The organism is Crystallibacter degradans (assembly GCF_012952295.1).
In the GTDB taxonomy this organism is placed as follows: Bacteria; Actinomycetota; Actinomycetes; order Actinomycetales; family Micrococcaceae; genus Crystallibacter; species Crystallibacter degradans.
Window position 1 is genome coordinate 81,010 of sequence record NZ_JABBCH010000015.1, and the last position, 12,058, is coordinate 93,067.

The 12,058-nt window shown below is 65.8% G+C and carries 12 protein-coding genes; 6 read left to right on the forward strand and 6 right to left on the reverse strand.

The window, feature by feature from the left end; translation table 11 throughout:
* Positions 1–19: 19 nt before the first annotated feature.
* From HGO92_RS18825 to rpsD, 3 genes are all read right to left on the reverse strand, one after another.
* Positions 20–253, reverse strand: coding sequence for a hypothetical protein (locus tag HGO92_RS18825; protein ID WP_205834691.1), 234 nt, complete (start codon positions 251–253; stop codon positions 20–22).
* Positions 254–271: 18 nt separating this feature from the next.
* Positions 272–661 (reverse strand): DUF948 domain-containing protein, encoded by a 390-nt coding sequence (locus HGO92_RS18830; RefSeq protein ID WP_139003451.1) that lies wholly within the window; start codon positions 659–661, stop codon positions 272–274.
* A gap of 224 nt (positions 662–885) precedes the next feature.
* A complete protein-coding gene (gene rpsD, locus HGO92_RS18835; RefSeq protein ID WP_074703404.1) occupies positions 886–1,512 on the reverse strand; it encodes a 30S ribosomal protein S4 in 627 nt (208 codons plus the stop codon).
* A 241-nt stretch (positions 1,513–1,753) separates the two neighbouring features.
* Here rpsD and dtd point away from each other — a divergent pair, with 241 nt between their 5' ends.
* On the forward strand, positions 1,754–2,206 hold the full coding sequence (gene dtd / locus HGO92_RS18840) for a D-aminoacyl-tRNA deacylase (RefSeq protein ID WP_169997561.1): 453 nt from the start codon (positions 1,754–1,756) through the stop codon (positions 2,204–2,206).
* Positions 2,207–2,236: 30 nt separating this feature from the next.
* Here the strand turns inward: dtd and HGO92_RS18845 are convergent, their stop codons facing one another.
* On the reverse strand, positions 2,237–3,658 hold the full coding sequence (locus tag HGO92_RS18845; RefSeq protein ID WP_169997563.1) for an AAA family ATPase: 1,422 nt from the start codon (positions 3,656–3,658) through the stop codon (positions 2,237–2,239).
* A 19-nt stretch (positions 3,659–3,677) separates the two neighbouring features.
* Here HGO92_RS18845 and HGO92_RS18850 point away from each other — a divergent pair, with 19 nt between their 5' ends.
* Positions 3,678–4,349, forward strand: a complete 672-nt coding sequence (locus HGO92_RS18850) for an acVLRF1 family peptidyl-tRNA hydrolase (RefSeq protein WP_169997565.1) — start codon at positions 3,678–3,680, stop codon at positions 4,347–4,349.
* Between the two features lie 109 nt (positions 4,350–4,458).
* Here the strand turns inward: HGO92_RS18850 and aspS are convergent, their stop codons facing one another.
* A complete protein-coding gene (aspS, locus tag HGO92_RS18855) occupies positions 4,459–6,333 on the reverse strand; it encodes an aspartate--tRNA ligase (RefSeq protein WP_169997567.1) in 1,875 nt (624 codons plus the stop codon).
* 202 nt (positions 6,334–6,535) lie between these two features.
* On the opposite strand from aspS, the gene HGO92_RS18860 reads away from it, so the two are divergent.
* On the forward strand, positions 6,536–7,789 hold the full coding sequence (locus HGO92_RS18860) for an APC family permease (protein WP_277351925.1): 1,254 nt from the start codon (positions 6,536–6,538) through the stop codon (positions 7,787–7,789).
* An 18-nt stretch (positions 7,790–7,807) separates the two neighbouring features.
* Here the strand turns inward: HGO92_RS18860 and hisS are convergent, their stop codons facing one another.
* Positions 7,808–9,154, reverse strand: coding sequence for a histidine--tRNA ligase (gene hisS, locus HGO92_RS18865; protein WP_169997571.1), 1,347 nt, complete (start codon positions 9,152–9,154; stop codon positions 7,808–7,810).
* 187 nt (positions 9,155–9,341) lie between these two features.
* Here hisS and HGO92_RS18870 point away from each other — a divergent pair, with 187 nt between their 5' ends.
* The 3 genes from HGO92_RS18870 (at position 9,342) to HGO92_RS18880 (ending at position 11,984) form a co-directional block, all read left to right on the forward strand.
* Positions 9,342–10,148 (forward strand): peptidylprolyl isomerase, encoded by an 807-nt coding sequence (locus HGO92_RS18870; RefSeq protein ID WP_346769023.1) that lies wholly within the window; start codon positions 9,342–9,344, stop codon positions 10,146–10,148.
* Positions 10,149–10,216: 68 nt separating this feature from the next.
* Complete coding sequence (locus tag HGO92_RS18875; RefSeq protein WP_169997573.1) at positions 10,217–11,656, forward strand: DUF349 domain-containing protein; 1,440 nt, start codon at positions 10,217–10,219, stop codon at positions 11,654–11,656.
* A gap of 130 nt (positions 11,657–11,786) precedes the next feature.
* Positions 11,787–11,984 carry a hypothetical protein gene (locus tag HGO92_RS18880; protein ID WP_169997575.1) on the forward strand — a complete coding sequence of 66 codons (198 nt, stop codon included), beginning with the start codon at positions 11,787–11,789 and terminating at the stop codon, positions 11,982–11,984.
* Positions 11,985–12,058: the final 74 nt, after the last annotated feature.

The following is a 12,058-nucleotide window of genomic DNA, read 5'->3' on the forward strand; positions in this document are numbered from 1 at the left end:
GGAATGCGCCTAGGAAAATCTAGCGGGTGTTGACGTGATCTGCGGAATCGATTCCCAGGGCGGCGCGCAGATCCGCTTCACGTTCGGTCATGCCGGTGCGGAATGTGTGGGTGAAATCCGCAACGCTGTCCGCCAGGGACGCGACCGCGCGGTTGAGCCCTTCGGGGCCGAAGGTCTGCTTGGTCGCGGAGATCTTGCGGACCGCCAGGACGCCGATGGCGATTCCGGCGCCCATCCAAATAAGCCGTTTCATCTGTTTCCTCCCTCAGCCTTAACGGCTGCGACGGCCTTTGCCCTCGGTAGTTCTGCCGGACTGGCCGCGCGAGTTGAATGCGGTGCGCACGCCGTAGGAAAAGGCTGCCACCTTGATCAGCGGCGAGCCGATCGTCGCGGCGACCAATGAGGACAGCGCGGAGACATTGGCAGAGGCGTCCGAGACGTTGGACGAGATGCCGTCCACCTTCCGCAGCTGCTCGTTGGTGGTGGTCACCGTGGTAGTCACTTCATCGATCAGCGGCGTGGTGCCGTCGCTGATGGAGCGGATGGCTACCCGAAGTTCGTCAAAGACTTTCCCCAGCTTCCATACCGGTATGGCCAGCAGGGCCACCAGCACCGCGAAAACGCCCGCAGCGATGAGACCGGCGATATCTCCACCTGACATGGGAGGGAACTCCTTTGTTTGGCATAATTTCAAACCCACCCGCGGGCGGATCCAGCTAACGACGACGGCGCCTGGCACTCGTTGCTTTCGGCGCACCTGTAAGTACATTACCTACTGAACAGCCCGCGGCGCGTGCCACGGGCTGTTCAGTGAGGTTTCCGCCCAAGAGCGGTATGCAGTTTTACGCTGCCCAACTTCCAGGGAGGATTAACTCCCGGAAAGGTTTAGCGTGCGTAGTATTCAACCACCAGCTGCTCTTCGCAGGTTACGGGAACCTCGGAACGCTTGGGGCGGCGGACCAGGCGGGCCTGGAGCTTCTCCAACGTAACGTCAAGGTAGGCCGGAACGTTCGGCAGAACGTCGCGGTGTGCGCCGGCTGCTGCAACCTGGAACGGCGGCATCTTCTCGGAGCGCTCGTGGACGTGCACCAGCTGGCCTTCGGAAACGCGGAAGGACGGACGGTCCACGCGCTTGCCGTCAACCATGATGTGGCGGTGCACAACCAGCTGGCGGGCCTGGGCGATGGTGCGGGCGAAGCCTGCACGCAGAACCAGGGCGTCAAGACGCATTTCCAGCAGCTCGATCAGGTTTTCACCGGTCAGACCGGCGGTGTTGCGGGCCTCTTCGAAGACACGGGTCATCTGTGCTTCGCGGATGCCGTACTGGGCACGCAGACGCTGCTTTTCGCGCAGACGTACGGCGTAGTCGCTGTCCTGCTTGCGACGGGCACGGCCGTGCTGGCCGGGACCGTACGGACGGCGCTCCATGTACTTTTCGGCCTTGGGGGTCAGGGCAATACCAAGGGCACGCGAAATGCGGACCTTGCGGCGGGCTCGTGTGTTGTTAGCCACGATGTCCTTCCAATTCATGCGGTGAGGTGATGTTGCTGGCCTCCATGTGTGGAGAGCGTTGGTCAACCGCTGCCTTCAGCTACAGTCCGGCTTGCTCCCATGCACGCGTGCGCCCCCGCGAACACAACGGATTTCCCACAAGAAACCGTGCACGTACAGGAGTGTTTGCGGCACCGAAGAGTCGGCTTGCCAGTCAGCGCACAATTCTAGCACCTATCCGGGTTCGGATTAGAGTTATCGGATGCGAGCCATTCTTCAACGGGTCAGCCGGGCCAGCGTCAGCGTGGACGGACAGGTAGTCGGAGCCATCGACGGTCCCGGCCTGCTGGTGCTCGCCGGCGCCACCCACACCGACACTCCCGCCGACGCCGAGGTGCTGGCCGAGAAGATGTGGCGGCTGAGGATTCTCGACGGCGAAAAATCCTGTGCCGACGTCGACGCGCCGCTGTTGGTAGTCAGCCAGTTCACGTTGTACGCCGATACCCGCCGGGGACGCCGGCCTTCCTGGTCGGCTGCGGCGCCCGGGGACGTCAGCGAGCCGCTGCTTGAGAGCCTGGTCGAGCAGTTGCGCGGACTCGGCGCCACCGTGGAAACGGGCATCTTTGGCGCGATGATGGAAGTTTCGCTGGTCAACGACGGCCCCTTCACCATCAGCCTGGACACCGCGGACTTTGCCAAGCCGCGCCGCGGCTGAACTGCGTACGGAAGCCGGCATCCGCCGTCGTTATTCGCCGCGGATGATTTTGCGCAGCCGTTCCAACCGTGCCGAAATCTCGCGTTCGACGCCGTTGCCGGTGGGCTGGTAGTAATTCCTGCCGACCAGATCGTCCGGCGGATACTGCTGCTGGGCAATCCCATGCGGGGCATCGTGTGAATAGATGTAGCCCTTGCCGTGGCCCAGCTGCTGTGCGCCGCGGTAGTGCGCGTCCCGCAGGTGGGCCGGAACACCCTGTCCGCGGCCGGCGCGGACATCGGCGACGGCCGCGTTGATCGCATCGTGCGAGGCGGGTGATTTCGGCGCGGTGGCGATGTGCACCACAGCCTGCGCAAGAACCAGCTGGGCTTCGGGCATCCCGATCAGCTGCACCGCCTGGGCTGCCGCCACCGCCGTCTGCAGCGCGGACGGATCCGCCATCCCCACATCCTCGGAGGCGGCGATCACGATCCGGCGGGCGACAAAGCGGGGGTCCTCCCCCGCCTCGAGCATCCGCGCCATATAGTGCAGCGCGGCGTCCACATCGGAGCCGCGCATCGACTTGATGAAGGCGCTGGCAATGTCGTAATGCTGGTCCCCGGCACGGTCATAGCGCAGCGCCGCGCGGTCCATGGCCCGCTCGGCGTGCGACAGCTCTACGCGGACCGGGCCGTCCTCGCCGGGGTTTTCCGCCTCGCCCCAGGCCACGCCCGCGGCCGCCTCCAGGGCCGTCAGGCCGCGGCGTGCGTCTCCGGCGGCCAGCCTGACCAGGTGTTCCAGCGCCTCGTCGCTGACCTCTACCCGGCCCGCCAGACCGCGCTCGTCCGTTACGGCCCGCTGGAGCAGCCCCGCGATGTCCTCCGTGGTCAGCGGTTTGAGCGTCAGCAGCAGCGACCGGGACAGCAGCGGCGAAACAACGGAGAAGGACGGGTTTTCGGTGGTGGCGGCAACCAGCACCACCCAGCGGTTCTCGACGCCGGGCAGCAGCGCATCCTGCTGGGCCTTGTTGAAACGGTGGATCTCGTCCAGGAACAGCACGGTGGTGGTCCGGTGCAGGTCTCGGGCCGTCAGCGCCTCGTCCATCACCCGGCGGACATCCTTGACGCCGGCGGTGATGGCGGAGAGTTCCACGAATTTCCGGCCCGGCCCCCTGGCAATGACATGCGCCAGCGTGGTCTTGCCGGTGCCGGGAGGCCCCCAGAGCATCAGTGAGGAGGGGCCCGCAGGGCCGGTTGCTTGTCCACCGGCAGCCAGCAGCCGCAGCGGCGAGCCCGGCTGGAGCAGATGCTGCTGGCCCACCACCTCGTCCACGGTCCGGGGACGCATCCGCACCGCGAGAGGGCTGCGGGGCCGTTCGATGCCGCCCGCGCCACGTCCGGAACTGCCGCCGGAACCGGTTTCTTCGTCCCGCTCATCTTCCGTGTCGCTGCCGGCACTGAACAAATCACTCACACTGCCTAGGCTATCGCTTATGGCACGGACCAAGACCATCTACCTGCCGCCAGGCCGCCTCCGGGCCTGGGCGGACAAATTCGCCGCCGACCACGGCGAGCCCCTGTGTGAGGTCAACAGCGCCTGGCTGGGTCCCGGCGTCGTTCTTTCGTGCCCTGACGGCTTTAGTGTCCGGCTCTGCCTGCCGTGGGACCAGCTGACCCCGGAGCTGAGCGCGGACGCGTGGGCGGAGCAGCTTGCCGCCGCTGCGGCGGACATCGGAACCTGCGGGCTGATCCTGCTGCGCCGCGGCGGCTACAGCGTTGGTACGTCCGAGCAGGGGCAGCTGAACTGGTCTAAGTCCGGCACCCGGTACGTTCAGTCGCGCACTGCCGCCGGAGGCCGGTCGCAGCAGCGTTACGCCCGCAGGCGCTCCAACCAGGCAGACACGCTGGTGCTGACCGCAACCGAGTACGTGGTTGGCCACTTCCCCGCAGCCAAACCGGCGTGCCTGGCCACCGGCGGCGACAGGGACATGCTGCGCCAGCTGCGGGCCGATGGACGGCTGGCCGGTCTCGCGGCGCTGCCGGAGACGCACCTCGAGCTGAATACTGATCCGCGGCAGCGGCAGCTCACTGAGATCGCGCGGGAGCTGGCGGGCATCAAGGCAGTCATCACGTGGCCGGCTCCCGGCCTCAACGGCTCCCCTTGAGGCGCGCCCGGTGCGAGGCCCGTAAAAACGAAGCGGCCGGTTAACGGACCGCGCCGCCCGGGCTGACCCCTGGGGGGGGCCGGCCGGACGGCGCGCTCCGTTACGCAGGTCAACTTTGGACGCTGTCCTTTTCAGAGTGCTGGGCAGCGTCCTTCTGGCCGTCCTTGGAGGCTTCCTTGACCTGGGTGGCGTCCTTGGCCTGGGTGGCCTCCTTGGCGGCGTCCTTCGGCTTGGGCTTGAAGTCGATGCCGGCTTCCTTGCGCTGCTGCGGGGTGATCGGTGCGGGAGCGTCGGTCAGCGGGTCGTGGCCGCCGCCGGTCTTCGGGAAGGCGATGACGTCGCGGATGGAATCCGAGCCGGTCAGCAGCTGGACAACGCGGTCCCAGCCGAAGGCGATGCCGCCGTGCGGGGGCGCACCGTACTTGAAGCCCTCAAGCAGGAAGCCGAACTTGCTCTGGGCCTGCTCCTGGTCGATCCCCATGACGGCCAGGACGCGCTCCTGCACGTCCCGCTGGTGGATACGGATGGAGCCGCCGCCGAGTTCGTTGCCGTTGCAGACAATGTCGTAGGCGTAGGACAAGGCGTTCGCCGGGTCCTCATCGAACGTGTCCATGAACTCGGGCTTCGGCGAGGTGAAGGCGTGGTGCACGGCGGTCCAGGCGCCCGCGCCGACGGCCACGTCGCCGGATTCCACTGCTGCCGCGGCAGGTTCGAACAGCGGTGCGTCGACGATCCACACGAAGGCCCAGTCGCCGTCGTTAATCAAACCGGTGCGGTGGCCGATCTCCACGCGGGCGGCACCCAGCAGCGCACGCGCCGCGGACTTGTCGCCGGCGGCGAAGAAGACGCAGTCGCCGGGCTTGGCGCCCACGGCATCCGCGAGGCCGGCGCGCTCGGTGTCGGTGAGGTTCTTGGCTACCGGACCGCTCAGCGTGCCGTCTTCCTGGATCAGGACGTAGGCCAGGCCCTTGGCGCCGCGCTGCTTGGCCCATTCCTGCCACGCGTCCAGCGTGCGGCGGGCCTGGGAGGCGCCGCCGGGCATGACCACGGCACCGACGTACGGGGCCTGGAAGACGCGGAAGGTGGTGTCCTTGAAGAACTCCGTCAGCTCGGTCAGCTCCAGGCCGAACCGCAGGTCAGGCTTGTCGGAACCGTACTTCGCCATGGCGTCGGCGTAGGTCATGCGGCGGATCGGGGTAGGAATCTCGACGTCGATCAGCTGCCACAGCGCCTTCACGATGCTCTCGCCCAGCGCAATGATGTCATCCTGCTCGACGAAGCTGGCCTCGATGTCCAGCTGGGTGAATTCCGGCTGGCGGTCGGCACGGAAGTCTTCGTCCCGGTAGCAGCGGGCAATCTGGTAGTACTTTTCGAACCCGCCCACCTGCAGCAGCTGCTTGAACAGCTGCGGCGACTGCGGCAGGGCGTACCAGGAGCCCGGATCCAGGCGCGCCGGCACCAGGAAGTCGCGGGCGCCCTCGGGGGTGGAACGGGTCAGGGTGGGGGTCTCGATCTCCACGAAACCGTCCTGGTGCAGCAGCTCGCGCGCCACCCGGTTGGCCTCCGAGCGCAGCCGCATGGCGGCCGCGGGGCCGGGACGTCGCAGGTCCAGGTAACGGTGCTTCAGGCGTGCTTCCTCGCCGACCTCGACGTGCTCGTCGATCTGGAACGGCAGCGGATCCGAAGTGCTGAGTACGACGACGGAATCGGCTATGACTTCGATCTCACCGGTGGCCAGGGCCGGGTTTTCGTTGCCTTCGGGCCGCTTCTCGACCGTGCCCTTGATCTGCAGCACAAATTCGTTGCGCAGGGCGTGGAAGACTTCCTCTTCGCGCACCACAACCTGGGCAATGCCGGAGGCATCACGCAGATCCAGGAATGCCACACCGCCGTGATCACGCCGGCGGGCCACCCAGCCGGCGAGGGTTACGGTCTGTCCAATGTGCTCAGCCCTCAGCGAGCCGAGGTCATGTGTGCGCAGCACAGCATTCCTTTCAGTAAAACTTCACCGGCGCTATCGCGGAGGCTTCCGCCCCGGCCGGCTGTGATGTGACTAGAGTGTTCTTAAATGGGTCTTGAACGAGTTTACCGTTGATCGGGCTTGGGTCCCGACACCGGGCCGGCGGCCGCAGGATCGACCCGCAGCGCCGATGCCTGGCGGAATCAGGAACAGACGGAGGCAAACTTTGAGCAGCGAATCAGCCCTCGAACGCAGGCTGGGCGGTGTTGACGCCACCACGGTGGGCATCGGTTCCATGGTGGGCGCAGGGGTCTTCGTGGTCTTCTCCCCCGCCGCCGCGATAGCCGGCAACTGGCTGCCACTGGCGCTGGCGATCGCCGGTGTTGTTGCTTATTGCAACGCGATGGCATCGGCCCAGCTGGCCACGGTCCATCCCACCAGCGGAGGCACCTACATCTACGGTCGCCGACAGCTCGGCGAATGGCCGGGCTTCCTGGCCGGCTGGGGCTTCATCACCGGGAAGGTAGCTTCCTGTGCCGCGATGGCACTGGCCTTCGGCCTCTACGCCGCCCCTGAATTTGCGACGGCGGCCGCCGTAGCCGCCGTCGTACTGCTCACCGGCGTGAACCTGATGGGGATCACCCGCACGGCCTGGGCCACGCGCTGGATCGTGTCCATTGTGGTGGCCATTCTGGTCTTTGTGATCGTGGTGGCCTTCGACGCCGAGCCCATCGGCCAGAACCTGCCGGTTGACGGTGCCTCGCCCTACGGGATCCTGCAGGCCGCGGGGCTGTTTTTCTTCGCCTTCGCCGGCTATGCCCGGATTGCCACCATGGGCGAGGAAATCCGCGACCCGAAGAAGCTGATCCCGCGCGCCATCCTGGCGGCCCTGGTCGTCACCCTGGCGCTCTATGCCGTGCTGGGGCTGGCGCTGCTGGACTTCATGGGTGCGGGCCTGCTGGCCGCCACACCGGCCCCGTTGCTGGCGGTCGGCGAAGTTGTCGGCGGCGGCGTGGGCACCACCGCGGTAACGATTGCGGCAACGCTGGCGTGTCTGGGCGCCCTGCTCGCGCTGATTGCCGGCGTCAGCCGCACCATGTTCGCAATGGCCCGCGAGGGGGATCTGCCGCGTGCCTTTGCTTCGGTCTGGGAGCGCTTCAAGGTTCCCTACCTTGCCGATCTGGCCGTCGCCGCCGTCGTTATTTTCCTGCTGCTCACCCAGGATGTCCTGGCCGTGGTGGGCTTCTCCAGCTTCGGCGTGCTGATCTATTACGCGGTGACGAACGTGGCCGCGCTGACCCTCACGGAGCGGCCGTGGCAGGCGCCGAAGGCCCTGAACTGGCTGGGCCTGGCCGGCTGCCTGGTCCTGGCGTTCACCCTGCCGCTGTCCTCGGTGCTGACCATGACGGCGGTGCTGGCTGTGGGGCTGCTGGGCCGCGCCGTGCTCAAACCCGGCAGGCGGCGCAGGCCCCACGCCTAACCGGCCGGGCCGCGGCCGCTACTGTGCGGAAGTGATCTGCGGGATCAGATCCTCTGCCGGCGGCGTCCAGGTCTTGGGATCGGCCGCAACCTGTTCGCCGGAGCGGATGTCCTTGACCTCGTGGTTGAGATTGCCGTCTTCGTCGGTGCTGAACCAGACAAAGGGGATTCCGCGGCGGTCCGCGTACTTGATCTGTTTGCCGAACTTCTCGGCCTTGGCCGCGACTTCCACGCTGATGCCGCGCCCGCGCAACTGCGCCGCAATGTCCTGGGCCTGGGACCAGCTGCCGTCGTCGGCCAGGGTCACCAGCACAGCGGTGGGCACATGCCGGGATGCCGAGGCGAACTCCTGGCTCAGGATCCGCATCACCAGCCGAGTCACGCCGATGGACAGGCCCACGCCGGGGAACTTGCGGTTTCCCTTGGCGGCCAGCGCGTCGTACCGGCCGCCGGAGCAGATCGAGCCGAGCTGTTCGTGTCCGACCAGGACCGTTTCATAGACGGTTCCGGTGTAGTAATCGAGCCCGCGGGCGATGCTCAGGTCAGCGAGGACGCGTCCCGGTGCGCGGTGTGAGGCTTCGCCGATGACCTGTTCGAGCTCGGCCAGGCCCTCGTCCAGAAGTTCGTTGCTCACGCCGAGGGCGCGCACCTGCTCCGCGAAAGAGGTGTCCTCGCTGCGGATGGAGGCCAGCTTCAGCGCGGCCTCGGCCTGCTCTGCGGTGGCACCGAGCTCTTCCTGCAGCAGCTCGGCAACCTTCTGCGGACCGACCTTCTCAAGCTTGTCAATGCTGCGCAGGACACCGGCTGTATCGTCCAGCCCGATCCCCCGGTAGAAGCCCTCGGCCAGCTTGCGGTTGTTCACGCGCAGCTTGAATTCCGGGATGGGCAGCGCGCCCAAGGCTTCCACGATGACCAGGGCCAGCTCCACGTCGTAACGGAACGGCAGCTCACCGTCACCCACGACGTCGATATCGGCCTGCGTAAATTCGCGCGCGCGGCCTTCCTGCGGGCGTTCCCCGCGCCAGACTTTCTGGATCTGGTAGCGGCGGAACGGGAACGCGAGGTGTCCGGCATTTTCCACGACGTACCGGGCAAACGGCACCGTCAGGTCGAAGTGGAGCGCCAGCTTGTCCTCCGCCTTGCCGCCGTCGGCTTCGTCCGCCTGGAGCCGGTGCAGGCCATAGACCTCTTTGTCGATCTCGCCCTTGCGCAGCAGCTGTCCCACGGTCTCGACGGCGCGGGTTTCAATGGAGGAGAACCCGTGCAGCTCAAAGGTCCGCCGCAGGCTGTCCAGCACATGCTGCTCCACGAGCCTCTCCTGCGGAAGCCATTCCGGGAAACCTGACAGGGAGGCCTTACGTGCCATGCGGGGATATCTCCTAAATTGTGGGTCGAAAGACTCATGGGGGCTGACTACTCAGGATAACGGGCCCTTTTGCCCGCGAATGCCTAAACTGGCTGCCGGACCATTTTACGGGCAGGCAGCAGGCCCGGCCCAAAGAATTGACCATCCCATCCGCCGAGGTGGGACCTGAGGGGAAAGGAAGGGCCCGGTGTCCGCCAAGAGCCAGGACCGCGAAACACGGCGTCGCATTGCGCAGATGGAGGCCAAACGCGCCCTGCGTGCAGATCAAATCAAGCGGCGCAAGCGCGACAACGTTATTGGTGCCGTGGTGATCGGCGTCCTGGTCATCTTGGGTGTGCTGCTCCAGCTGACCGTTTTCGGCACCAACCCCACGGCGGGCGAGGTTGACCAGGTGCGCGAGGGTATCGAGGAACCGATACCGGGCGGATCCGCCTCCCCTGATCCCGCCGGCGCACAAACGAATGCGGCCCATATCCCTTCCGCGGATCTGGCGCGTGGCCAGGTGCTCACCGGCACGCTGTCCACCAGTGCCGGCGACATCGGGGTGGAGCTCGACGGCGAGGCTGCGCCGCAGGCCGTTTCGGTGTTCAAGTCCTTGGCCGACGAGGGCTTTTTCGCGGGCAAGACGTGCCACCGCCTCACTACTGCCGCTTCCATGGGCGTACTCCAGTGCGGCTCCGTGGACGGCCAAGGCAGCGGCGACCCGGAGTTCCAGTGGGGTCCGGTCGAAAATTCGCCGGAATCGGGCCTGTATCCTGCGGGCACAATTGCCGTCGCCCGCGGCGAGAGCACGTTCAGCAACGGCAGCCAGTTCTTCATTGCCTATAAAGACAGCAGAATTCCGCAAGATACCGGTGGCTACACGATTATGGGTAAGGTAACCACAGGCCTCGACGTGATCCAGGAGATTGCCGACGGCGGCGTCGAAGAAGCCGGCAGCCAGGACGGACAACCTAAAATGCCAGTAACGATTGATGCGTTTACTCTAGATTGAACTAGTGAAGTACCTGGTGCGCGCGCCTGCGGTGGGTGCACCGAACAACGAGTGAAAGAGTTTTAGCGGTGACAGACAGTCAGAAATCCGACGAAACAGTTGACGGCACGGCCTCCGAAACGCCAAAGCCGCCGACGCCGGCCAGCATGAAACCATCCGCGCGGCCGCGCCCAACACCGGCAGCCATGGCACCAAGGCACGCTGCAGCCGCTACGGTGCAGACTGTTGTCGCCGCGCCACCGGTGCACAGTACGCCGCTTTCCGAAGCCGCCAAATGGGGCCGCGTTGCCGAGGACGGGCACGTTTTCCTGATTCTCGACGGCGAAGAGCACCCCGTCGGGCAGTATCCGGACGCCCCGGCCGACGAAGCGCTGGCCTACTTTGTGCGCAAGTATGACGACGCCGCCGCGCAGGCGGCGCTCCTGGAGCAGCGGGTGGAGGCGAAGGCGCCGTCCACCGATATGCACAAAACCCTTGAGCATCTGAGGGCACAGGTCGCCGAGCGCCACATGGTCGGGGATATTCCGGCTCTGGAGGCACGGCTCGACAGCCTCGACACCGCGATCGCAGCGCTGCAGCGCAGTGAAAAGGATGCACAGGAAGCGCAGCGCTCCGCCGAACTGGCTGCACGTGAAGCCATTGTCGCTGAAGCGGAATCAATCGCCGGCAAAGACCCTGCCACGGTGCAGTGGAAGACCAGCAGTGCACGAATGAACGAGCTATTCGAAACCTGGAAGACCGCGCAGAAGAACGGCATCCGGCTGGGCCGCGGCACTGAGGATGCGTTGTGGAAACGCTTCAGGTCCGCACGCACCGTCTTTGACCGCCACCGCCGTGCCTATTTCAGCCAGTTGGACAGCGACAATGCTGCAGCCAAGTCGGCTAAAGAAGCATTGATCGCGCGTGCCGAGGAGCTCTCGAACTCCACCGACTGGGGCCCAACCGCCGGCGAGTACCGCCATCTGATGGACGAATGGAAGTCTTCCAAGCGTGCCAGCCGGAAGGACGATGACGCGCTCTGGGCCCGTTTCCGTGCCGCCCAGGACAAATTCTTTGCCGCACGCCAGGCCGCCAACCAAGCCATCGATCAGGAGTATGCCGCCAACCTGGTGGTCAAGGAAGCTCTCGTGGCCGAGGCGCAGGCGCTGCTCCCGATTACGGATCTCGGCGCCGCCAAGAAGGCCCTCCAGTCCATCAGGGACCGCTGGGAAGAAGCCGGCAAGGTACCGCGCGGGGACATGCAGCGGATCGACGGAGGCCTGCGCAAGGTCGAAGACGCTGTCAAGGCGGCCGAAGACGACCAGTGGCGGCGCAGCAATCCGGAGACCAAGGCCCGTACCAACAGTGCGTTGAGCCAGTTGGAGACGGCCATTGCCGGTCTCGAAGAGGATCTTTCCAAGGCTGAACGCCAAGGCGATGAGCGGAAGATCGCCGACGCCCGCGAGGCTCTCGAGGCCCGTCGGCAGTGGCTGGATACCTTGCAGAAATCGGCGCAGGACTTCTCCTGAGCGATCCAGCCGAATAACTGACCGGGCGGCATAACCACCCGATCTACACACCGTCTGAGGGCGGAACCGCTTTTCCACAAAGCGGTTCCGCCCTCTCTCGTTGGTCAGCAGGCTTTGACAAGCTGGCATCATGACCATGGGAGAGCAACGGCAGCAGCCATCGACAACCATCACCGCCCCCGGCTCCCAGGGAGGCGTGCTCTATGCCGGGCGGCCGTTCAGCCTGGCCGAACTGCAGGCCATGGCAATCGATGGCCTGGTGGTCAACATTTACGGGCTCATCGGAATCGAGGGTGTAACTAGCGTTGGCGCGTCGGTCCCCGGATAAAAGTCGAGGCCTTTCGATGATGGAAGTTCCTACACTGTCCATCCGAAAGACCTCGACTTGCCTAACGCTACCTT

Coding starts and splice junctions, on each gene's coding strand:
- dtd (WP_169997561.1), top strand. CDS start 1,754: ATGCGAGCCATTCTTCAACGGGTCAGCCGGGCCAGCGTCAGCGTGGAC.
- HGO92_RS18830 (WP_139003451.1), bottom strand. CDS start 661: ATGTCAGGTGGAGATATCGCCGGTCTCATCGCTGCGGGCGTTTTCGCG.
- HGO92_RS18850 (WP_169997565.1), top strand. CDS start 3,678: ATGGCACGGACCAAGACCATCTACCTGCCGCCAGGCCGCCTCCGGGCC.
- HGO92_RS18880 (WP_169997575.1), top strand. CDS start 11,787: ATGACCATGGGAGAGCAACGGCAGCAGCCATCGACAACCATCACCGCC.
- hisS (WP_169997571.1), bottom strand. CDS start 9,154: ATGGCACGTAAGGCCTCCCTGTCAGGTTTCCCGGAATGGCTTCCGCAG.
- HGO92_RS18825 (WP_205834691.1), bottom strand. CDS start 253: ATGAAACGGCTTATTTGGATGGGCGCCGGAATCGCCATCGGCGTCCTG.